Genomic DNA, 20,901 nt, shown 5'->3' on the forward strand with positions numbered 1-20,901 from the left:
GTAACGGACACTATTTATTAGGGCTCCGAAGGAGCGCAAGGATCAACCGGGCAATAAGCTGCGGCCAATGAGCGGGGACGATAATTCCTTGATCTCACACCGAAGAGCACCAGTCTTGAGGGGCAGTTGATGAAGCACAAATACAGAAGCATCGCAGTGATAGTGGTCGCGCTTGCCCTGTCTGGTTGCGCTGGAGGGGCCATTAGCACCGGGGCGCCAGCGTCCTCGCCCGTGGCCGGCGAGGAATCTGGCTCCACTATTGCTTTCGTCGACGGTCTCTTGACGTACGAGGTCACGAGAGTAGGCGACAATTTCATCGCGCTGGGGGCCGCGTACGCGGGAGAGGTTTCATTCGAGGACGGATGTCTTCTCGTCGGTGGTGCGCCGTTCGTGTTTCCCCGTGACGGAACGAGCTGGGACGGAACGACTCTCAGACTCAACGGCAACGAGTTCGTTGTTGGCGACCAAATATCGGTGGGTGGTGGCGGTGGGCTCGAGGGCCTAAAACTCCCTGAGAATGCTACTGACCAGTGCGGAGGTGAGGCACCCATTTTTGTCTCCACAATCGACGACAAGAGCTGATACCTGAAGACGGCAGGACGGTCCTGGCTGACTCGTGAGTATTGATGGGTACCGCATAAAGGAACGGAGTAGCGGGGCAAGGTGACCCCCACCAGGGCGATTTCCGTGACTCGTATCCCATGGGTTTCGATACACGGGGGCTAGGCGACGTCGGGCTCTCAAGGAGCCCTCCGATGACGCATGAAGACTCTGACCAGACCTGGGCGCATTGGACCCTGCAGCCTAGGCAAAATCCGAGCGATCCTGGCGCAATGGAGCAGGTAGGTTGAGGACATGAGCGCGCGTGGTGGCGTCGTCGTGAGGAGCAGGCGCGGGTGAACGACACTGAATCTTCCCGATGTAGTGGTTCGGCCCGCATTTTTCAGGCGCTCTGGATTGTGGGCTACCTGATTGGCACCAGCACGCACACCGTCGATCTCTTGCTGGGTGGCACAAACGCCTATTCGTCCTTCCCCGATCCTCTTCGCCTGTTCTGGATCTTGCTGACGGTTTTAGATCCGCTTGTCGTCGTTCTCATATTGCTCCAGAAACAGGTTGGCGTCGTCCTCGGTGTTGTCGTCATCGTCGTCGACGTTGGCGTGAATGCCACGGTTTACGCCACGATCGGAGGCCTTTCACTCTTTGGCGTACTCTGTCAGACGCTGTTCGGCATCCTGATACTCATCACGGCTCGACCACTATCCGCCTGGTTTGCCGCCGTCAATCGATCAAAATGACTCACGGGCACAGACGTAGCCCGCGAGCACGTGCTGGGCGCAACAAGGGAATTGTCGCGCCCATGTCTTGTATCCCATGCGATAAAGGACACATAGGTTTCGGGACACACTCAGTGCGAGGCCCTCTCCGCCAGACGCATTGAAGGCAAGCGCACGCGTCGACGGGTCTGCGCCTCGCCATGCCGTGGTTTTTCCGCGATGGAACCACGTTCGGCGTGCGGACATTATTAGGTATGACGGCAGCCCGGGGGATTAACGAGTACGAGGTCTGGGCTCGCGCCGTCGACGGGGATGCGGGGGCGTTCGGGGAGCTGTTTGATGAACACCGCGACCGAGTGTTCGGCCACGCCCTGCGCTCGCTCGCGTCACGCCACGATGCTGAGGATGCCACGGCAATCGTGTTCCTCGAGTTGTGGCGCCATCGACGTAGGGTACGCGTGGTTAATGGCTCGGTTATCGGCTGGTTGTTGGTGACCACAAACAACGTCTGCCGCAACCAGGCCCGTTCGGCGAGGCGCTACCGCCTGGCCCTGGCGAAACTCTCGCCAGAAGCGGCGAGCCCAGACCCGTCCGACGACCTGTCGCTCGAAATGGACCGCGCCCGCAATGCGCCGGGCGTGCGCGAGGTCTTCAATCAGCTCAGTGCGCGGGATCAGAACATCCTTACGCTCTGCGTGCTGGAGGACCTGACCACCGCAGAGGCAGCCCTGGCTCTGCGCATCCCCATCGGCACGGTGAAATCTCGGTTGTACCGAGCAAAGAAGAGAATGGCCGAGTTGATGATGCAGTCTGCACCCGACGCGAGAGAACAGTGGAGTCTGTCATGAGCCAGGACCGAACAGGTCGACTTGATCGACCTTCAAAGTTTGACCCGCGCCGTAGCGATGAGATCCGACGCCTTCTCACCGGCCAGGTGGCGGCAACAGCCAGGCCTCGCAGGGCCCGACTTTCGCGCACAGCGTTCTCGCTCGCTGCCACGGCGGCTCTTCTGTTCGCCGGCGGCATCGGTGCAGGCGCCGTGGTGGCCTACGACCAGCTCTCCATGAGTGTGGATGCTAAGAGCGCAGTCCAACCCGATAGCCCCACATCCGCGGAGCCCTTGAGCGGCATCGGCGCCTATGTCATCGACCTTGTGCCGATTCTTATTGTGGATGGTGAGGTCGGCTACGCACATCGGGACGCCCTCGAAGCGGCCAACCCGCTTGCGGAGTCCCACCTTTCGGGATCCGCCAGCGCCGATTCCGAAGCATCCACCACTCTTGTGCCGATTTATCTTGCGGATGGTGTCACCTTGGTGGGCTCTTTCGATCCTGCCGCATTGATCCATCCGTAGCCTCACTGCCGGCAGCGTCCATGCTTCTGATCGGAAGCCCAGTTGGCCGTTCCGTTGCCCAATACACGCGGTAATGACCCACGCGGGACACCCAGATCAAGTCGGATTGACACCCATTGATGCGCTGCGGACATTTCTAGGTTAAAGAAGCAACCCAATGATCAGAGTGCGGCAGATCGAGGCGATGCCACTCGCCACGTCGGCGCGGCGCATGCCCACATCACCACAAAGGGGAGAAGAAGTGAAAAAGATCGCGTCCTGTTTCATCGGTCTTGGACTGACGGCTCTGGCCGTGTCCGGGTGCGCGGCAGCTTCCGCTGAAGGCATTGAGCCCACCGCAGCCTCGCCTGCCAACTCGCTCACGCCCGCCGAAGTCGAAAGTGCAGCCGTACCGAACGAAGAATTCTCGTCGGCTGTGGGTCCGGTCTTGGAGTCGTTTCCGAACGACTACGCCTTCTTCTACTTCGACAGCGAACATAAACCCGTCATCGGTTTCACTAATGAAGCGGTACCCGCGGTTCTAGATGCGGTCAAGTCGACGGGGCAGCCAGCGCATATCCTCGAGGACTCCGGGTTCACCGATGCTGAATACAACGCAACAGCCGAACAGCTTGTCGCTGACCTGCAAGCGACGTGGCCCACGACTGTTCCATTCCCCATGATCGGTGCGCGACCAGACTTTGGTGTCGGCGTGATTGGTGTCACCCGAATTGCCGATGAGGGCAGCTCGGATGCGGCCCGGTTGATCCAAGAGTCGACCAGGTTGATCGAAGAGGCAGATGTCGGGTCACCGTTCTCGATTCAGGTCGATAAGAACGTACTCGGGCCAGGAAAGCCGGCCACCGCGGTTGACCGATAGGGATCGTCCAGCAGACGTTCCTCGAGTGGATCCACACACCTGTGACTTTGCGCTCTGGCAGCGTTTTTGGCGCATCGAACTGATTGCGTGCGCCGGTCCAGAGCGGCGTCAGCGTCTTGCATCCCATGGGTTTCAAGACAGGTAGGTTGCGAGACAGATCCGGCTGGAGTGCCGTTTAGGTGACTAATTGCTGATTTCGAATGATCACTTATGAATGATCCGCGGCGCGCGCCATCAGTGTCAGTCGTGCAGCGCCGGGCTGCCTATCAGAAAGGTGCCGATGCCCAAGGACAAACGCCGACACCGTGAGCTCATAGCGCAGCGCTCCCGCCAGAACCAAAAAAGCCCCCGGCCATGTGACCGGGGTTTTTAGTGTGCCCACTTGTGGCGCTTGAAGCTCAGGTACTCACGGTTTTTGCTCAGGGCTTACTCAGCAAACCAGTCGGCTATTCCCTGAGCCAGGGCAGTACGCTCCGAAGCACAGCGACGGTCCTGCTCGACGAAAGGGCACGTCGGACGCTAAATTCAAAGGGGTACTCGGCATGAACAAGATCATCTCCTGCCTCATCGGCGTGAGTCTGTCAGCACTGGCGCTGTCCGGTTGCGCAGCGGCTTCCACCACGGGCGCTGGGTCGGCCGGAGTGGCCAGTGTCGAGCCGAGTGGACTCGCCCTCATAGACGAACCCGCTCCCCCTTCCGACGCTGCAACTACCGCCATGAATGAGTTCGTGGCCTTGAATCAGGCGCCGCTCGGAGATGCTACGGCGCTCATCGAAGAGCAGTTCCCCAACGAGTTCGCCTACGCCTTCTTCGATGACTCCAGCGCCATGCACGTGGGCTTCGCTGGAACGGCGCCGGCTGGAGCAGTCGCACTCCTCAAGGGCACCGATCTGCCCTACGTCGTCATCGAGTCCGTGGGCTTCAACGCAGCGGAGTATCAGGAAGCGGCCAGCAGTGTTGGGGAGCAGACTCGGAAGTACGTCACTTCCGACCGCCAGGTGCAGATCTCTCAGGACTCCTCTATAGGACCAGGCGCAATTAAGGTGAGCTTCCAGTCGGATGACGCCCAGTACAGGAGCGACCCCGGACTTATGAAATCCATCACGGTCGACACACCCTTCAGGATCATCTTCGACTTCACGAACACCTCCCCCATCAGCACCCTCTTCTGAGAGGCAGCTCGTGAATGCGCCGGTCGAATGCGAAACCTACGTTACGTTTCGGCTGGGGGGAGTTCCTGTCGGCAAAGAGTCCAAGAGCGACGTGCAGAGATTTGTCACGTTATGTCAGTTGCCCGACATGAGTAGGTATGAACGATTCAACGGATGACGCAGAAGCCCGAATCCGGGCACTGGGGCACGTTCGTGTCTCGGCTGGAGCCCACGATGCCACGCAGGCCCTGACGACCCTGCTCGAAGACCCCGAGATCCGGGCTGCCAGCGAGCCCGCCCGCCGACGCCGGTTCGCCGGCTTCACTCGCCGTCACCGCCTGGTCATCGGCAGTCTCATCGCCTTGGTCGGAGTCGGTGTAGCGATACCGGCAGTCGGCAACTCCTTGCATGCCCGCACCGGCGTCTTCGGGGACCCGTCCAAGAGCACCGAGGTGGACGACACCGAATGGATCGACCCCGGAGCCGACGATGCAGGTCAGGTCGTTCTCGACGCATACCCGGATTACCTGACCTTGCCACCGGGTATGCCGAAGAACGCGGCTATCGCCGACGTCTCCCGTTGGATGGCGAAAGTGACGGCGGGGGGCGGGGCGGGTGAGTCTCTCATGCAGGAGGGGCTAATTATCCAGATCTATGAGTTCTTCGGAATGTGTGCGTGGACGGACGTTTGGTTGTCAGCTGAGGCTTCCGGGGACGAGTCCATCCAAGCCCTCGCCACAGCCTGGATTGCGGATCCCGACAACTACCGGCAGTTCATGGGCGTTGCGGCGCCGAGTGCTTTTGACCGAATGACTGACGTCGCTGCGGCCGCCGCAGCCGGTGAACCGCAGCTCGTCGAGGAGACGTACGCGGAGAATGACTGCGCTGTCCGGATGGACAGGATCAAACGATGACCGGCGCAGCGGAAATAGGCGCTCCGGACCGGGTGGCTCCGAATGTCGAAGAGTTCATCAGATCGATCGCCGATGAGGTGCTCGCCTACTTTGCTAGACGAGTGACCCCGCATGAGGATGCCGCGGATTGCCTGTCAGAGACCCTTCTTGTCCTGTGGCGCCGCCGCGATACCCTGCCCCAGGTGGATGCCGAACGACGCGCCTGGTCCTTCGGTGTCGCGCACAATGTCCTGGCCGCTCACCGGCGAAGCGGCGCGCGGCGCCTCGCGCTCACCGGACGCCTGCGGGACGAGCTGAGCGTGTGGCCGATCGCACCTGAATCCAGCGATGACGCGGCCATCACGGCACTTGCCTCGCTCTCGGCACGCGACCAAGAGCTGGTCACACTCGTCGTCTGGGAGGGGCTGAGCATCGCTGAGGCCGGCATCATCATCGGTATCCGACCAGAAGCGGCTCGGGCCCGGTACTCACGAGCCCGCCGCAGCCTCCGGACACGGCTTCGCCCCGATGTACACGGCTAGGCTCCAATCGTGACAGACCCTTGGGACGATGAGCAGAGACGCACAATGCAGGAGTCGGTCGGCTCTCGGACAGGTTCGACCCTCGTCGGTGCCGGTCTAGGCGGCCTTTTCCTTTGGAACTTCATTCTGGGCTTTTACATTCTTGGGAGTCATGCCGAGGAATACTACGAAACGTGCCTCAGCGCGACGGAGGGACGACTGGTGCACATCAACCGGTCGACGTTTCCCACCCAGATCTGGTGCGAGGTCGAAGGCGATGCACACGCAGGCACGGTGTACTCCTTCTGGCAGTCCTTGGGGCTCAGCACGGTATTTGTCATTCTGGTCCTGATCGTGCTCTATGGAGTGTGGATGATGGTGCGCCAGGGGAAAAGAACGAAAGCGCTGGAGGCACAGTGCCGAAACTATTTCCTCGATCCGCGACCATGAACCCGCCGTTGTGAGTATCCGCGGAGAGATCGTCATTTCGCATGTCATAGGGGCTGCCGTCGTCGTGACGGTCCTGCCGGCCACCCTGGCGGCGGGACAAGCGGCGTCGATTTTGGCCAATGCCATCCTTGGGTACAATGACACCGTAGTAGCTCAATCGGCGCTGACTTACGTAGTCTTTACGGCCGTGCTGGGAGCGGTCTTGGCCGTTCTAGCCTCCGCACGGTTCTCCGAAAGCCGACGGCGGATATGCGCTGCGTGGGGTCAAAAGGCCGCGATCACAGCGGCGGCGGTATTCATCGCGCTCTTCGGGTTTCTTACGCTCGGTTTCCTCCAGATCGAACCCGCGAACCCGCTGACTCAAAGGCAACTCGTTTCGCGAGACGCACGGAACTGGTTGCTAGCAATTAGCTGCCTCACCTACATCGCTGCTCTGGCCTGGGGCCTTTTCTCTCCCGCGACAAAATTGAGGCAGCGCCGGCGGCTGCTTCGGTCGGCCGCCGAGGCCGCTGCTGCCTCGCTACCAGGCCTCGTCGCGGCAATGTGGTTCGTGTGGCATGGATGACGATTCGCCAAGATCGTCCCTTCAACCCCACCTTGTGGCCGGGGTGGACGTAGTCGTCTCGTAACTCATGGGTTTCGACACACTTAGGTTACGAGACAGTCGGCGGCCCTACTCGAGGAAGGGCAGCTGCCGCCATCCCATATGGGGAACCCTGAATGGGCACGTCGAATGATTTTTCCCGCGTTGCTCGCAGATCGCGCTGATGGGTCGACGAGGAGCACTATTGATCTGTAGCAAGGCCCGTGGTGTAGGCGAGGATGACGAGCTCGACGCGGTCGCGGGCGTCGAGTTTGGTGAGGAGTCTCCCGACGTAGGTCTTCACCGTAGTTCCGGCAAGGGTGTAGCGGGCTGCGATTTCGCTGTTGGTGAGGCCTTCCGCGATCGCTGTGAGTATTTCGAGTTCTCGCTCGGTGAGGCTTGCGATTCGCGTCTTGTCGGGAGCGTTCTCGGGATCTTGCTGTGTTGATTTCGCGGGTGCGAGTTCGAGCATTCTGCGGGTAATGCGCGGAGTGACGACGGCATCGCCATCGTGCACCGCGCGGATGGCGGACACGAGCTGAGCGGGAGTTACGTCTTTCAAGAGGAACCCGCTGGCTCCGGCTTCGAGACCGTCGAAGGCATACTCATCGAGGTCGAAGGTGGTGAGGATCAAGACCCGACTTTTCGGGTGGGCTGCGGTGATTGCTCGGGTCGCCTCGATGCCGTCGAGTCCGGGCATTCGGATATCCATGAGGATCACATCAGGATGGTGTTGTGCCGTCAGTTCGATAGCTTCGGTTCCGTTGACAGCTTCTGCGACGATGCTGATTTCCGGTTGGGGGCTCAGCATCATGGTGAAGCCCATGCGAGTGAGCTCGTGATCGTCGACGAGGAGAACGCGAATGTTCATGATGGCTGTGCCGTCTGAGTATGCAGGATCGCTGTGACGTGCCATCCGCCACCGGGCGCGGGACCTGCCGTGGCCGTTCCGCCGGAGAGAGCGGCCCGTTCGTGAATCCCCGTGAGGCCCTGCCCGCGGGAATGTGTATCGCTGTTCTGTCCAATTGCACCTGGTAGTTGTTCCCCGTTGTCGTGAACTTGTACGGTGATGCTGGCAACGGCATAGCTGATGGTCACCTCGATGCCGGTTGCGTTCTTGCTGTGACGCATTGTGTTGGTAATCGCTTCTTGAACGATTCGATAAACGCTTAGCTGGATGCTTCGGTCGCCGACGCTCTCGCCATCGGTCGTCAGCTTGGTGTTGTACCCGACGGCTTCTGCCGTAGCGAGGAGCTCAGGTATGCGCGAAGCATCCGGTTGCGGTGTTCGGGGTGCTGCGCCATCAATACTCCGAAGGGCACCCACAACTGTGCGGGTTTCTCCGAGTGCGGTGCGAGCGATCTCGTTGATGCGACGTATCCCCTGCCTGGCAAGGTCGGGATCGGAGTCGAACGATGTTTCCGCACCGTCGGACAGGTTGATGATCGCGGTGAGAGTGTGCCCGACGACGTCGTGCATCTCTCGGGAAAGCGTGGACCTTTCGGTGATCCGCCCAAGCTCGACGCGCTGTTCTCGATCTCGTTGCGCATCCTGAGCACGCGCGGCCAGTGCGTCCTGGTATCGGCGGCGCAGTCCGATCAGAACACCGATAAGGCCAGCAATTACCTGCAAGCTGAGACTGATGATCAGCGTCGTGGCAGCGACCTCAGTGCTTCCTGCGCTGAGGCTCGCGATGCCAAGAACAGTGGTCGTTGCGACCAAAGTAGCTCCGAACGTGAGCCACGCCATTCGTGCCGTGACATACGCCGTAGCCGCGTAGAGCGCGACCGGGGTTGCACCGGCATCGAGCAGGCCCCCTGCAGTCGTTTTCGTCAGCGCGAGAATTCCAACGATCACGAGCACCAAGACCGGGTGCTTCCGACGGAAGAGCAGTGCCACCCCGATCGCTATCGTCGCGCCGATGGACAGCACAACCTGCCACAACGGCAGCGACCCGAAATGCGCCGTGTGTACGAGGCCCGGGAGCAGGAGGGCGAGGTAGCCCAAAGCGACCGCGAAGTCGACGATGCGAGGATGACGAGCCAAGAAACGGGTGGGAACCGTAGCCCTGGCGGGTGCCGTCTGGGGTCCTGTGCGACCGTCTGGTGCTGTGCTGTGCGTGATTGTCATTTCAGTATTCCCGTCGTTTCAAGTATGCCCAGCCCGCGAATAGAACCAGGCCGGTCAGCACTGTGTTCGCTATCAGGAACGGAATGAACTCTTCCGGCGACGGCCCGGTGAGGGTTCGCACATGCATTCCGACGCCGATCTGGGTGTAGGGGTAGACCGCTTGCAATACGAGGGCTGCGAGCGTCAATACGAATCCGGCAACGGTGCCGACGAACCCGATGGCCACGGTGCTCGCGAAACTCTTCATGAGCAGCCCGATGACCAACTGCAGGCAACCAATCGTCATCGCCCCGATCCATCCCGCGCATGCGAGCAGCGTGAATTCACCGACAACATGCGGGGAAAGCTCGAAGCCGCTGAGGAGGCCCACGGTGAAGAACGCGACGAGATAAAGCAGCTGACAGGCCCCGGCGAAGGCGGCCATCAAGAGGATCTTGCCCGGGTACGTCACTCGAGCCGCTGCCCCGTACGAGGCCATCCGTCGCCAGTTACTGTTCTCGTGCTCCATTCGCGTCATAGACGCGGCTTTGATGCTGATGATGAATGGGAGAAAGAGCAACGTGTAAAGCAGTCCGGATTGCCCCCAAACTGCCATCCAGGTCACCCCTTGCTCCTGAAAGATGGCGATGTTTTGGAAGTAGTTCGCAACGCCATTAGCCAGATTCAGGCCGATCAGAAGGACGACGACGAGATACAGCAGCCACGCCCGTCGCGTTTTGACTCGTTCCCCGCCCAGCGCGGCCGTGAACGCCCGCGCAGAGCTGAATGTTGGGGTTGTCATTATTGAGTTCCTAACCTCTACTGCGCCGAGAAAATATGCTCTGACAGGCCAACACTGAGACGACACCGACCACAGCGACGACCAGCAAGTGCACGCCGATTCCGGGAACCATCGGGAACCCGGCGATGCGTCCGTCGATCACGTCCATCCGCACTGGTGTCACGAGACCCACGTACTGCCAGGGCAGAAACATGCTTATCGCCGCCGGCATGAACCCAGCGAACGAGCCCAAGAGCCCGCCGATGATTCCCACGGTGAGGGTGACTGCTTGGCGAGTGAAAAGCAGCGCCAGGAGAAGCTGGATGCTGATCACTGAAACGTTGGACAGAATGCAGCCCACGAAGAAGAGTCCGATCAGCGACCAGTCGGCAGGCACACCTTGAATCGCGCCATAGCCAAGCACCGTGAGGAAGCCCATGATCGTCGCGATAGTTGTCAGGGTGAACACCGTGAAGAACTTTGCGCGGAACAAGCCTGACCGCGATTGATTGGCTGCGAAAAGCACTGGCAACATTCCACCGTCGTGTTCCATCGCCGCGATCCGGGATGCCAGCACAGTGGCCAGGATCGGAGCGAAGATCCCATGAATCTGTGACACCTGAGCAATCACGAACGCTGAATCGTGAGGCACAGCGTCATCATGGCTGAGCGACATCGTCAACGCCATCAACGCCCACAACAGCTCAAAACCAAGAACGAGAACAACAGTCAGCCACAGATATTTGCGGCGGAGCTTCCTGAACTCCATCGTCACCGAATTCACGCCGCACTCACCGCTTGGGCATGCTGGGACGTCATGTTCAAGAACACCTGTTCCAACGGCCGCCGGCGCACCTCGACCCGGAACACCTGTGCAGCGGACGAAACGAGGGTGCTCACGAGCCGTGCGATGTGCTCATCCGCGTAGACCGGGAGCATCAGCTCATTCCCCGAGACTTGCTGAATCTGCCACCCGGCCTGCCGGAGCATGGTTGCAGCGCCGAGTGGATCACTGACTGTCACCACCAGCCGCCCGGCATCTTCCAGCTCGGACAGCGGCCCCTGATACAGCAGGCGACCGTGATCGATGATGCCCAGGGTGGACACCATCTGCTCAATCTCCGACAAGAGATGACTCGACACTAAAACCGTTATCCCGAACCGTTCCGGCAAACTAACGATCAGCTCACGCATCTCGTGGATCCCGGCCGGATCAAGACCATTCGTCGGCTCGTCCAGAATCAACAGATCCGGCTCCCCAAGCAAAGCCATCGCCAAACCGAGGCGCTGCTTCATCCCCAGAGAATAGTTCTTGACTTGCTTCTTCTCTTGACCGCTCAGACCAACGGTGGCGAGCACCGGAGGCACTGACGAGACAGGCAGATGCTTTATCCGCCGGACTAGATCTAGATTCTCCGGACCCGTCAAATGCCCATAGAAGGAGGGAGACTCGATCAACGACCCGATCCGCGGCAAGATCGACCGCTGATTCGCACCCAGACTCTGATCAAAGATCTCAACCGCTCCCGATGTGGGGCGCACCAAACCCAACAGCATCTTCAGCGTCGTGCTCTTACCCGCACCATTCGGTCCCAGAAATCCGAAGATCTCACCGGCACCGACCTGCAGGTCCACACCCTCCACCACCGGGACGCCCCGGTAGATCTTCGTCAAACCACTCGTCCGAATAATCGGCGTCCCCTGGGATCTAGTGCCCTGCATCGTGTTCTGTCCTTCAACTAATTGAGACGCAAAAACTCACGTTCATATCAGCAAAGAACATCCGCACGAAAGATACATCTAGCCACGGTAGACAATCGCCGGCCGAGAAATGCTTCCCTTGGTATACAGACCGCCAAGAATTGGCGTCGTCCGTCTGACCCCTGTCGGGTGAACAGCCCGGCTTACGTAGGCTCACTTTGGGGCGTCCGACGTAGGCGTTTCCTACGTCCCGCAAGCCGGACCCCCGACGGACACGCCCCCGAGACAACTGGGCTCCGCATCGCGCTGGTCGGGAGGTGCCCGTAAGACCCGCCCGTTGAGGATTCACGCTCAGGTGCCTCTAACGCGACAGGGGTTCAACCGTTCCTGCTGTCTCGTAACCCTACGGATATAAGACGTCTCGTGGCCGTGATCTGGGCTTCTTCTAAAATCGTCCAGATCCCGCGACGGCCGAGTCATTTAACCACGTCGCATAACCTCCTGCGGAAATTTCGGTACCCTTCGTTGGTTATGAGACACCCTGTCGACGCTCAAATGTCGGCTGCGACTGCTTAGCTATCGGCATGAACGCTGCCACAATCTCTCCAGCTGGGTACGACGACACCTTCCTCGAGTTGCCGCTGCAGCTTCCCGCACCGAACAAGGGCACCATCACTCGCGAACTGACCTACACACACTTCACCGTCCTCCTGGAGCCCGTCCGTCGCCTTGCCATCGCGACCGGTGTCAACATCGACGGAAACCACCTCGTCGACGTCGACCGCGGCGATGACTGGCACTTCGACTCGCGCATCCCCACCAACGAACAGACCGGTGAGGCCATCTACGCGAAGAACGACCTAGACCGCGGGCATCTCGTCCGGCGCCGAGACCCGGTCTGGGGCGACGCCGCAACCGCCCAGCAGGCCAACGCTGATACCTTCGCCTACACCAACGCCGCCCCGCAAGCCGGGGCATTTAACCAGTCCAAAGAGCTCTGGCTCGGACTTGAGGACCATGTCCTCACCTACGCACGCACCAACGAAAGCCGCATCAGCGTTCTCACCGCACCTGTGCTCTCCATTGAGGATCCGGTTTACCGCGGCACCGGGATCCCGCAATCATTTTGGAAGATCGCGGCCTGGACCACCACGATGAACGGTTCCACCGTCCTTCGATCCGCCGGGTTCGTCCTAGACCAAAGCCCCCAGCTGGCCGATATCGACCTTGACGCTGCCGGCCGTCGAGCTCTCATCGACGGCACTCCCCCGCCCCTGGGCCCATACCGGACGTACCAGGTACCCATCGTGGACATTGAGGTTCTCACCGGTCTGAACCTGACAGTTCTGGCTGAGGCGGATGTTCTGGCACCCCTGCCCGCCTTTCGAGACGATGCCGGTCATCGAGAGCTATGGGTTGAGCTGCCTGAAATATCAGAAGTGCGCCTCTTACCCCGACCGGATCGCCTGCCGGCCTAGCTCGCCGCAGAAGCCCGCGGCTTAGTTCTTCTAATCAGGTTCACACCGTCTGGGCGCAGTTCTCCGGACGGCGAGACGTGACGGTAGAGAGTTTGCCGGGTGACACCGAGCTCCTTGCAGAGGTCACCGATATGGGTTTCTTTCTGTCCCATGGCGGCCATAGCGAGGCGAACTTTGGCCGCTGTCATCTTGTATGGCCGGCCACCATTTCGTCTGCGGGCCCTCGCCGCGGCGAGGCCGGCAATAGTGCGCTCGGAGATGAGCGTCCGTTCGAACTCTGCCAGGGCGGCGAAGATACCGAAGACGAGCTTCCCTGATGCGGTCGTGGTATCGATGGCGGTGCCCTCACCAGTAAGGACCTTCAACCCGATCCCCCTCCTTAAGGTCGCGCACCGTGTTGACGAGGTGACGGAGATCGCGGCCGAGCCGATCGAGCTTCCACACCAGAAGGGTGTCGCCGTTGCGGAGCCCCTTTTAGGCACGCCGCCAGTTGGGGGCGGTCATCCTTCTTCCCCGACGCCTGGTCCTCGTAGAGATTGTCCTTATCGACGCCGGCCGCGACGAGAGCGTCGCGCTGCAGGTCGGTGCTTTGAGATCCATCAGTCTTGGAGACGCGCATGTGCCCGACGAGCATGGCGGAACCCCTGTCATTTATGCCGCCGAATACGTGACAGACCTCTTCGTTCCTCCTAGCGAATGGAAGTTGTCACTTAACCAATCACTCATTCTACGTTCCGTAAACACACGTAACCTTTGATTGCGTTATAGAGCTGCCCGGCGGGTCAACCGTGGCAAGACCTAGCGGCTGTCGGAGACCCGTACAGCACCGAGGGCGCAGGTCTGAGTCTCACACCGGCGGCGGAGGTGGCCCGGGAAAGTGATGTCTTGGTAAATGCTGACGAATGACTTGTTCGGTCAGCTCCACCTGCAGCGGATCCGCGCAGTGCATTCCTAAATCGATGAGTGAGGCGTGAAGCTCATACGGTCCGGCGTGCACGTCAGCCCACTGGCTGGAATCGATCTCGACACGCACTCGCGCGTACTCACCTGAGTCCAGCGGCAATGCAGGGTACTGCCCGGCCACATACCCAAAATAGACGCCACGCTGCGTGCCACCAGATTGTTGGAGCGCCGCGAAGACCATGAACGAGTCCCCTTGCGGAAGCCAGCGCTCGGGCCCGGTATTGATGATGTCGATCGCGAGCAGTTCGAGATCCGGTGCCGAGCGGGTCACCGCCGGCCAACGCAAGGCAAGCCCGCCGGCACGGTCCTTTCGACTGGGCCGACGAAGCTGAGATGCCGGATGCAGGCTCAAGCTGGGTTGGGCTGAGTCACCTGCTCCACGCACAATGTGACCAAGCCGCCACCACTGACCCTCATCATCAGCGGGAGCTCCAATAAGCGTGACGGTCCCGTTCGAGGTAGCAAGCACACGCCATCCCCGTCGGGGCGTGCCCACCGGCAACTCCCCCGTGACCTCCACAGCGAGATCAGTAACGAGCGCTTCGAGACCCCGGCCCTCTTGCTCGAGCAAGCCCAGGTCAACCGAAAGCATGCCAATCTGCGGACGCACATCTAACGGATCCATACCCCATAGTCACACACGGCAGTTGTCTCGTCCCGTGGATCACTTGCAAGCCCCACCGCTGGGAACCACACCACTCACCGGGACGTAGCCCACGCTGAAGGACAGCATTTCTGTTTCGCTGAAGCGCTCAATCGCAACATATTCAGCTCGCCGGTTGACCGCAATCAGCTGCCGAGCGTGTCCGGTTGAACTCAAGGACCCCAGCAACAGGACTGTCAAACAATCCAAATACGACGCTATTCAGACGGGACGAGATGGATAGGCCGTACGCCCAGTTGAGCTGTACCCCAGATGTGCGCGCCGAGTACGAACGCGAACTTATCGTCGAGCGGGTCAATGCCGGAATTGCCGCCGCCAGGCTGACCGGGACGCGCTTCGGTCGTCCGCTGTCCGATCCGGTCGTGATCGCCGACAAGCTCCACTCTTAGCAGAAGCCCGAGCACACGCCGCACCGGCAAGGACGCAGCGCAACTGGGCGGATGGAGCCGCGCCACCCTTTACCGTCACCAGCAAGCCAAAGCAGCCCTAAGAGCACGAAGCCGTCCGACGGCGTAGAGCGGTGTCAGACTCGTCGGCACGCACTGCCTGGCGACACGCTCCTCCTTCGAGGACTGGCTTGTCTATTCCATCGAGGCTCCTCAGCCCAGTCGAGAGTGACAGTCAGTTCCTTCTAGTCGCACAGGTAGGTGGCGCAACTCAAAGCCTCCATCAATACAACACCCAGGCATGGCCGGGTGGGGTGACTGCCCCTGAACGGGCCAGTCACCCCTAGTTTCAGCTACAAGTGTGATTTCTCTCTGCGGCGAACGATGAGCGCGGCAAGGCTCAGCAGCGTTGTGAACAGAGCGAGCAGCACGACGAGGTTTGTTCGTACGGTATCCACGACGCCGCCAGCGAAAAATACCGATAAGGCGACCGCGGCAGTGGCAATTGCGAACAGCAGAGCGCCACCAGCAAGAACACTGACGATCCGACGAGTAGTCATGTGATTCAGCCTACTGACCCCAACAACTCGCGGCCGGAGAGCCACCGATGTTCAACCAGATCCCACCGTTACTACTGAAAGCCTGGCAAGTGGCCATGGCGGCCGCTCCGAACCCGATCACAGCGGTAACAAGCCCTGCGATCGGCGCCGCGACAGCCCCCACCCCGACCAGCAGGAGAGCTGCAGTCACGGCTCCAACTCCGGCTGTCCCAAGTCCGGCAGCTGCAATGATTTTGCTTGTGTTACAGCTGTTCGCCCCGAATTGAAAGCCCCATGGGGGGTATCGGCCGTTGTAACCGTTTTTACCCGAGCAGCTGGCTGCCAGGGCCGCGACCCGCTCTGATCCAGCCGAGGGTGCAGCCTTGACAGTGCCGACCACTGTCCATCCCTCGGACTCGAGGACAGCAGCGTAGTCCGCGATGCTTTGGGATGTCGCACCATCCTGGGCGGCGGCAGCCGCGTCAAAGACGAGGGCTTCGGTGTCGGTGGATCCGATCACAGCAGCGATGTCCGTTTCGTCCTGGACGGTCAAGGTGACCGGCGTCCCGCCGGAGACGACAGGTGTCGGCGGAGGTGTTTGCGGTGCGGCATTGGCCGCAGAACTCGCCCCAAGAACAAGAGCGACCACTGTAGTGGTCGTTAGAAGGAGGGCCTGCCACTTGCGGCGGCCAGTATTAGCGTGCATCTGTGGTCCCCTTTGAATAGCGTCGGTTTTGTTTCTTCTCTACGGGATGTCCGGCTAGGTCCGAAAGGTTCATGGTGGAGATGATTTGCAGGCGGTAGTCCCTGTGCCCCTAAGCGATTAGCTGGTTTCTTGTCGCGAAAGCTAAGTCTTCTACGACACCGAACGCAGCCGCCGGAGTGCAAAAAACGAGGCGTTTTCGCTGATATCCCGTCCGGAACTGGGTCCGCGATCGAGCGGCCGGGGATGAAGAAGCAACTCGACCACGCCGAACCGATCGACACGGTCCTCGTGTGCGGGTGAATAGCCCGTCAGGTCGTCGCCGTAGGTCGAAGTACCGTCGCCTGGCATCAAGCCCGAATTGCTTCGCCGCAGGGTTTGCCAGGAGCTGTATCGAGTGAACCGTTCCGGTTGTCCGGACATCTCTCTGTGAAGGGGAAACACCCCAGTCATGCAGAGGAGCTCATATGGGCAAAGTAAGTAGGCGCGGGACTTTTGCGGTTTTGGTCATAGCAGGTGTGCTGTCATTCGGGCAGGTATCCAGCGCCATGGCGCAATCGATACCCGACGCAGCAGAGGTGCACTGCGCGGCAGAGGTCACACCAATCAACGAACCGACGCTCCCGACCGATCCAGTCTGTTTCGGTACCGAGGTCGAAGCCGCAGCGTATATCGAGAGCCTTCAGCCGCAGGGCTGGGCTGCGCGCGGAGCCACCGCATCAACGATCGTCGGGACGGTGTATCAGGGCGCAAACCGAACTGGTTCCAGTCTGACGCTGTGGGGGGCGAATGGGTGCGCCGGTTCAGTATTTGGGTTCTCTTCGCTGGAGTCCGGTTGGACCAACACCATTAGCTCCGCCAGCGGACAGAACGGGTGTTGGGTCACTCTCTACACAGCGGTGAGCTATGGAGGATCCCGGCTGAATTGCACGCCATATTGCGCCAGTCTTGGGAGCTGGAATGACAATGTGAAGTCGTTGGTTTTCCGTCCAAATGGAACATTCGGATAGCGGGTTACCCCACCAGGGGTGCGAGCCCGACTATCTGGCAAACGTTCGCCGTTTCGCCGGGTACGACGGCCGCACTCCCATCACGCATCACACACACCTGCAGCTCCGGAACCACACCGGGCTTATTGGCCGGTTTGGTGGGTTCGAAATCGTTCGCGAGCACTCCTTGTTCCCACATGGCTGTGCAGAGCGTGAGAGCATCCCGGGCTTGGCCGCGTCCGTTGCTGTCCGCGATCGTCGCTGACGAGCCAGGGTAGGTGCCATCAGGGTCTGCGCTCATTGAGCTGTAGCAATGAACGATCGCCGTGTTCTCCACGCTCTTCTCCTGCAGCAGGACCGTGGCACCCGTGGTAGCGACGCCCGCGACCAGGAAGAAACCAGTGACCGAGACCAGGATCCGGCGACGTCGACGTTGGATCCGCCGGGCGGGTTCGTTCCGGAGAGTGTGCAGAAGGAGCCCACGAATCGCGTCAGTTCTCTCAGGGGTCATCTCAGGCTCAACGGAGTTCATCCTGGTATCCCTTCTGAGGTCAATTCGCCGGCCGTATGTACTGTTATGTCCGACTCACCTAGATAGGTTCGGAGTTTTCTGCGCGCACCGTTCAATCGTGACTTTACTGTCCCTATTGGCACATCAAGCACCCCGGCGACCGTAGCCATCGAGAGCTCCTCAACAAGGCACAAGTCGACAACAGTCCGCTCGACCGTGCTTAATCGGCGCAGCGCCTGCGTGAGTATGTTGGCTCGCTCTTGCAGGTCCAGCCGGTCGTCAACATCGGGAACCGGATCAGCCGCAGGAGCAATTGGAAGCTTGGCGAGAAGCCGGCGATAGCGTCGCGCGGCTCGGTCACTGTTCAGAGTGAGGTACGTCGTGACGGAGAGCAACCACGGCAATAGCGAACCATCTACGATTCGCACTTTCTCGCGGGATCGCCAAGCTTCCAAGAAGACCATGGCGACCACATCCTCCGCATCATGCACGCTGCGAAGACGGGAATAGGCCTTCCGGAATATTCGGGCGCGATGCCGATCGAAGAGGACTGCAAACGCACTCTCCGTGCCCGCCACCGCTTCAAGCCACAGCGAAGCATCCGATACAGCGTCGCCGTTCACAAGCCCCTCCCCCCGGACACTTTTCAGACTAGCCGGTCAATCATTGCCCAATCCAAATATGCCCCGAACTAGGGGCCAAACCGGAAGGGGTCCGTTGCAAACCCATCAGCCCAGATTTGAACCTTTGGGAATCACCCGGACATACCAGGGAGAACCACTCCTCAAACTGATCCCCCCTGGAGACACTGATGGCTGAATCACGAACAATCTCCGTCGATATAACGCACCTCGTAGAGGCAGCTCTCCACCTACCGGATCCTGAACGAGATGCCCGATCAAACCCTGTCGACGGCGCCACTCATCCAGCTTTTAGCGCGCAGTAGTTTGTTCATTCACGAGCTTGATTGATCCCGAGTCCGTCCTGTTTCTCATTGGCGTACTCCTCGTTCTCAACCTGAGCGTTCTGGGTAAGATCAAGACCCTCGAGCGCAAGACCACTGACCGAGATGACTCGGGAGGCACATGCAGATGACCGACACCGAATATCGCCACTCTTTGAAACGACGATTGTCCGTTCTGTTCTCGCCTATCCGTCTCGCCCTCTTCCTGGGGTCTGTGGTGTGGCTCATCGTGTTGAACGTGATCTACATCAGTAACTCCGGCAGTCCGTCATGGGCTGGTCCCGCCTCGGCCTTTCCGATCCTGATGTGGGTGACGGTCATGCTAATGACGGACAGCCGTTATCGGAGGGCGGGGAACGGAAGCTCTTCACCGAATCGGCCCAGAACGCGTCCTCACTAGCAGGGGAGGGTGGCGACGGGACGGGACATTTTCGTCGCTACCGTCAAATTCAACCGCACCCTCTTTATAGTTTTCAGGCGCTCTGCGGCTTTCCATCAATTCAACGGATATCAGGGCGTCCGGTAGTGCTCTCCGAATTCCGACGGCTGGCCATTCCCTACCGCGTCCGTTTCCCCAGTCAAGGCCGAGAGCATCTCATGATCCCGGCTCCTGTCCGAAGATGCATGCCAGCCTGCATAGGTCCTGCGAGTTCGACGTAGATTACTGGGCCAGCTAACGCTAGGCGGCTACCACGGAGCGCGGGTTCCGATTTAAGTCTTCGCCGCGACATCAACGACATGAAAAGGTTCGTGGAGCGCGATACACACGAGGAACTGCTGGCTGTGGTTGGGCGGTACGAGGAATTGCATCGGACCCAGTTCGCCGTGCAGAAGAACGTTGCGGCGGACGCGGAAGCGCTGAGCCGGACCTAGTCGCTGAGCTCGGTGCCCCTGCCCGAGCGTCTCGGAAAGTCGTCTCATCACGTTTGGTGTCCCACCGCTCTACATGGGGTTCTTCGAAGCGGAACAGGATGGAGACGTCCAATGCCCAATTGGCCTGCACCCGTGCCATGCACTTGCTTCATTTGAACCTGCGACCCCCTGAAGGTTCTGGCCTTAATTTAGTCGTTACCGAATGTGTCCGAAAACCCTCGGATTCCCTTGTTTTTACAGGGAACCGGGCGGTTCTCTGCCTCCGATTGTACGTCATCGTTTTGGGTCAAATAGAGATGAATTAGATGAGTAAATGATGACCTTGTAAGCCGCCTTGGGCGGTCCCATGGGCCCTCCCAACCTCTCCCCCGGATGCCGCCGCGAGTGATCGAACTCGGGCGGTGATGGCGCTCGCTCGGCTGTATGGTTCGCATCACGGACGGCGCTATACACTGGGCGCGATTTAGTGCGTCGATCAGAAACGGATCCGTCACTCGGTTGAGCTTGGTCTAACGAATGTGGGGCGCCTATCAAAGGAGAGCAAACGAGATGAGACCACTCCGATACTCCATCAACGTCACGCTCGACGGCTGCTGCCACCACGAGGCAGGACTCCCCCCGGACGAGGAGTCGATGCGCTACTGGACCGCTCAGCTGGAGCGCGCCGATGCCCTGCTCTTCGGCCGGGTGACCTACGAGATGATGGCATCGGCGTGGCAGAAGCCGGCCACGGGCACGTGGCCCGACTGGGTGGAGGAATGGCAGAAACCGTTCGCCGAGACCATCGACGGGGCGAAAAAGTACGTCGTATCAAGCACACTGAGCGAGGTCGATTGGAATGCCGAGCTGGTGCCTGGCGACCTTGCACAAGCGGTTCAGCAGCTCAAGCGGGAGCCAGGCGAGGGCCTGTGGGTCGGTGGCGTGACGCTCCCCCTAGCCTTGGCAGATCTGGGACTGATCGACGAGTACGAGTTCCTGGTACAGCCTGTCCTTGCCGGGCACGGCCCGACCTTGCTATCCGGTTTGCGCGAACACATCCAGCTCGAACTCGTGGACCGCCAGGAACTCCGGTCGGGGGCGGTCGCGGTGCGATATCGGCCCACGCGAGCTACTGCCTGATGTGATTTGTCTTGGCACGTTGGACGCTCCCTT

At 60.2% G+C, this 20,901-nt stretch carries 21 protein-coding genes and 2 pseudogenes; 13 read left to right on the forward strand and 10 right to left on the reverse strand.

Features of this window, described 5'->3' with window-relative positions; genetic code table 11:
- Positions 1 to 129 precede the first annotated feature (129 nt).
- The 10 genes from E3O60_RS00660 (at position 130) to E3O60_RS00705 (ending at position 7,070) form a co-directional block, all read left to right on the forward strand.
- Positions 130 to 582 (forward strand): hypothetical protein, encoded by a 453-nt coding sequence (locus E3O60_RS00660; protein WP_134408947.1) that lies wholly within the window; start codon positions 130 to 132, stop codon positions 580 to 582.
- A gap of 314 nt (positions 583 to 896) precedes the next feature.
- Positions 897 to 1,298 (forward strand): hypothetical protein, encoded by a 402-nt coding sequence (locus tag E3O60_RS00665; RefSeq protein ID WP_088455423.1) that lies wholly within the window; start codon positions 897 to 899, stop codon positions 1,296 to 1,298.
- Positions 1,299 to 1,531: 233 nt separating this feature from the next.
- Positions 1,532 to 2,125, forward strand: a complete 594-nt coding sequence (locus E3O60_RS00670) for an RNA polymerase sigma factor (protein ID WP_134408949.1) — start codon at positions 1,532 to 1,534, stop codon at positions 2,123 to 2,125.
- Positions 2,122 to 2,631 (forward strand): hypothetical protein, encoded by a 510-nt coding sequence (locus tag E3O60_RS00675; protein WP_134496811.1) that lies wholly within the window; start codon positions 2,122 to 2,124, stop codon positions 2,629 to 2,631. The genes E3O60_RS00670 and E3O60_RS00675 overlap by 4 nt, the downstream gene beginning before the upstream one ends.
- 157 nt (positions 2,632 to 2,788) lie before the next feature.
- Positions 2,789 to 3,490, forward strand: a complete 702-nt coding sequence (locus tag E3O60_RS00680) for a hypothetical protein (protein WP_134496813.1) — start codon at positions 2,789 to 2,791, stop codon at positions 3,488 to 3,490.
- Between the two features lie 542 nt (positions 3,491 to 4,032).
- On the forward strand, positions 4,033 to 4,662 hold the full coding sequence (locus E3O60_RS00685; RefSeq protein ID WP_134496815.1) for a hypothetical protein: 630 nt from the start codon (positions 4,033 to 4,035) through the stop codon (positions 4,660 to 4,662).
- A gap of 137 nt (positions 4,663 to 4,799) precedes the next feature.
- Entirely contained in the window at positions 4,800 to 5,555 is a 756-nt protein-coding gene (locus E3O60_RS00690) for a hypothetical protein (protein ID WP_134496817.1), read from the forward strand.
- Positions 5,552 to 6,076, forward strand: coding sequence for an RNA polymerase sigma factor (locus E3O60_RS00695; RefSeq protein WP_134496819.1), 525 nt, complete (start codon positions 5,552 to 5,554; stop codon positions 6,074 to 6,076). The genes E3O60_RS00690 and E3O60_RS00695 overlap by 4 nt, the downstream gene beginning before the upstream one ends.
- A 9-nt stretch (positions 6,077 to 6,085) precedes the next feature.
- The gene (locus E3O60_RS00700) at positions 6,086 to 6,505 is read left to right on the forward strand and encodes a hypothetical protein (RefSeq protein ID WP_206750849.1); all 420 of its coding nucleotides are present in this window, start codon (positions 6,086 to 6,088) and stop codon (positions 6,503 to 6,505) included.
- 10 nt (positions 6,506 to 6,515) lie between these two features.
- Positions 6,516 to 7,070 carry a hypothetical protein gene (locus E3O60_RS00705; protein ID WP_134496823.1) on the forward strand — a complete coding sequence of 185 codons (555 nt, stop codon included), beginning with the start codon at positions 6,516 to 6,518 and terminating at the stop codon, positions 7,068 to 7,070.
- Positions 7,071 to 7,290: 220 nt separating this feature from the next.
- Here E3O60_RS00705 and E3O60_RS00710 read toward each other — a convergent pair whose 3' ends face one another.
- The 5 genes from E3O60_RS00710 to E3O60_RS00730 all read right to left on the reverse strand — a co-directional run bounded on the left by E3O60_RS00710 (position 7,291) and on the right by E3O60_RS00730 (position 11,652).
- Positions 7,291 to 7,959, reverse strand: coding sequence for a response regulator transcription factor (locus tag E3O60_RS00710; protein WP_134496825.1), 669 nt, complete (start codon positions 7,957 to 7,959; stop codon positions 7,291 to 7,293).
- Positions 7,956 to 9,134, reverse strand: coding sequence for a sensor histidine kinase (locus tag E3O60_RS00715; protein ID WP_166788933.1), 1,179 nt, complete (start codon positions 9,132 to 9,134; stop codon positions 7,956 to 7,958). The genes E3O60_RS00710 and E3O60_RS00715 overlap by 4 nt, the downstream gene beginning before the upstream one ends.
- An 85-nt stretch (positions 9,135 to 9,219) precedes the next feature.
- Positions 9,220 to 9,999 carry an ABC transporter permease gene (locus E3O60_RS00720; RefSeq protein ID WP_134496829.1) on the reverse strand — a complete coding sequence of 260 codons (780 nt, stop codon included), beginning with the start codon at positions 9,997 to 9,999 and terminating at the stop codon, positions 9,220 to 9,222.
- Positions 10,000 to 10,009: 10 nt separating this feature from the next.
- Positions 10,010 to 10,762, reverse strand: coding sequence for an ABC transporter permease (locus E3O60_RS00725; protein ID WP_134496831.1), 753 nt, complete (start codon positions 10,760 to 10,762; stop codon positions 10,010 to 10,012).
- Positions 10,759 to 11,652 (reverse strand): ABC transporter ATP-binding protein, encoded by an 894-nt coding sequence (locus E3O60_RS00730; RefSeq protein WP_241993179.1) that lies wholly within the window; start codon positions 11,650 to 11,652, stop codon positions 10,759 to 10,761. The genes E3O60_RS00725 and E3O60_RS00730 overlap by 4 nt, the downstream gene beginning before the upstream one ends.
- 611 nt (positions 11,653 to 12,263) lie before the next feature.
- Here E3O60_RS00730 and E3O60_RS00735 point away from each other — a divergent pair.
- Positions 12,264 to 13,157 carry a DNA/RNA non-specific endonuclease gene (locus E3O60_RS00735; protein ID WP_134496835.1) on the forward strand — a complete coding sequence of 298 codons (894 nt, stop codon included), beginning with the start codon at positions 12,264 to 12,266 and terminating at the stop codon, positions 13,155 to 13,157.
- Here the strand turns inward: E3O60_RS00735 and E3O60_RS00740 are convergent.
- Together E3O60_RS00740 and E3O60_RS00745 are read right to left on the reverse strand one after the other, a co-directional pair.
- A pseudogene (locus E3O60_RS00740) lies at positions 13,154 to 13,791 on the reverse strand (recombinase family protein). The gene E3O60_RS00735 and the pseudogene E3O60_RS00740 overlap by 4 nt on opposite strands.
- A gap of 213 nt (positions 13,792 to 14,004) precedes the next feature.
- Positions 14,005 to 14,391: a hypothetical protein gene (locus tag E3O60_RS00745; RefSeq protein ID WP_134496837.1), complete on the reverse strand. Its 387-nt coding sequence runs from the start codon at positions 14,389 to 14,391 to the stop codon at positions 14,005 to 14,007.
- Between the two features lie 653 nt (positions 14,392 to 15,044).
- Here E3O60_RS00745 and E3O60_RS00750 point away from each other — a divergent pair.
- Positions 15,045 to 15,300, forward strand: a pseudogene (locus E3O60_RS00750) (recombinase family protein); the annotation flags it as partial.
- 223 nt (positions 15,301 to 15,523) lie between these two features.
- Here E3O60_RS00750 and E3O60_RS00755 read toward each other — a convergent pair.
- From E3O60_RS00755 to E3O60_RS00770, 3 genes are all read right to left on the reverse strand, one after another.
- Positions 15,524 to 15,730, reverse strand: a complete 207-nt coding sequence (locus E3O60_RS00755; RefSeq protein WP_134496839.1) for a hypothetical protein — start codon at positions 15,728 to 15,730, stop codon at positions 15,524 to 15,526.
- Positions 15,731 to 17,426: 1,696 nt separating this feature from the next.
- A complete protein-coding gene (locus E3O60_RS00765) occupies positions 17,427 to 17,933 on the reverse strand; it encodes a hypothetical protein (RefSeq protein WP_134496841.1) in 507 nt (168 codons plus the stop codon).
- Positions 17,930 to 18,535, reverse strand: coding sequence for an RNA polymerase sigma factor (locus tag E3O60_RS00770; protein ID WP_166788934.1), 606 nt, complete (start codon positions 18,533 to 18,535; stop codon positions 17,930 to 17,932). Before E3O60_RS00770 ends, E3O60_RS00765 begins: the two co-directional genes overlap by 4 nt.
- Before the next feature lie 1,763 nt (positions 18,536 to 20,298).
- On the opposite strand from E3O60_RS00770, the gene E3O60_RS00775 reads away from it, so the two are divergent.
- Positions 20,299 to 20,868, forward strand: coding sequence for a dihydrofolate reductase family protein (locus tag E3O60_RS00775; RefSeq protein ID WP_134496845.1), 570 nt, complete (start codon positions 20,299 to 20,301; stop codon positions 20,866 to 20,868).
- Positions 20,869 to 20,901 lie beyond the last annotated feature (33 nt).

The sequence above is a fragment of the Cryobacterium sp. TMB1-7 genome, from assembly GCF_004402435.1.
Classification (GTDB): domain Bacteria; phylum Actinomycetota; class Actinomycetes; order Actinomycetales; family Microbacteriaceae; genus Cryobacterium; species Cryobacterium zongtaii.

Bases quoted from the DNA above. Each gene is read 5' to 3' on its own strand.
- E3O60_RS00660 (WP_134408947.1), top strand. From the start codon at position 130: ATGAAGCACAAATACAGAAGCATCGCAGTGATAGTGGTCGCGCTTGCC.
- E3O60_RS00670 (WP_134408949.1), top strand. From the start codon at position 1,532: ATGACGGCAGCCCGGGGGATTAACGAGTACGAGGTCTGGGCTCGCGCC.
- E3O60_RS00675 (WP_134496811.1), top strand. From the start codon at position 2,122: ATGAGCCAGGACCGAACAGGTCGACTTGATCGACCTTCAAAGTTTGAC.
- E3O60_RS00680 (WP_134496813.1), top strand. From the start codon at position 2,789: ATGATCAGAGTGCGGCAGATCGAGGCGATGCCACTCGCCACGTCGGCG.
- E3O60_RS00685 (WP_134496815.1), top strand. From the start codon at position 4,033: ATGAACAAGATCATCTCCTGCCTCATCGGCGTGAGTCTGTCAGCACTG.
- E3O60_RS00690 (WP_134496817.1), top strand. From the start codon at position 4,800: ATGAACGATTCAACGGATGACGCAGAAGCCCGAATCCGGGCACTGGGG.
- E3O60_RS00695 (WP_134496819.1), top strand. From the start codon at position 5,552: ATGACCGGCGCAGCGGAAATAGGCGCTCCGGACCGGGTGGCTCCGAAT.
- E3O60_RS00710 (WP_134496825.1), bottom strand. From the start codon at position 7,959: ATGAACATTCGCGTTCTCCTCGTCGACGATCACGAGCTCACTCGCATG.
- E3O60_RS00720 (WP_134496829.1), bottom strand. From the start codon at position 9,999: ATGACAACCCCAACATTCAGCTCTGCGCGGGCGTTCACGGCCGCGCTG.
- E3O60_RS00735 (WP_134496835.1), top strand. From the start codon at position 12,264: ATGAACGCTGCCACAATCTCTCCAGCTGGGTACGACGACACCTTCCTC.
- E3O60_RS00755 (WP_134496839.1), bottom strand. From the start codon at position 15,730: ATGACTACTCGTCGGATCGTCAGTGTTCTTGCTGGTGGCGCTCTGCTG.
- E3O60_RS00765 (WP_134496841.1), bottom strand. From the start codon at position 17,933: ATGAACTCCGTTGAGCCTGAGATGACCCCTGAGAGAACTGACGCGATT.
- E3O60_RS00775 (WP_134496845.1), top strand. From the start codon at position 20,299: ATGAGACCACTCCGATACTCCATCAACGTCACGCTCGACGGCTGCTGC.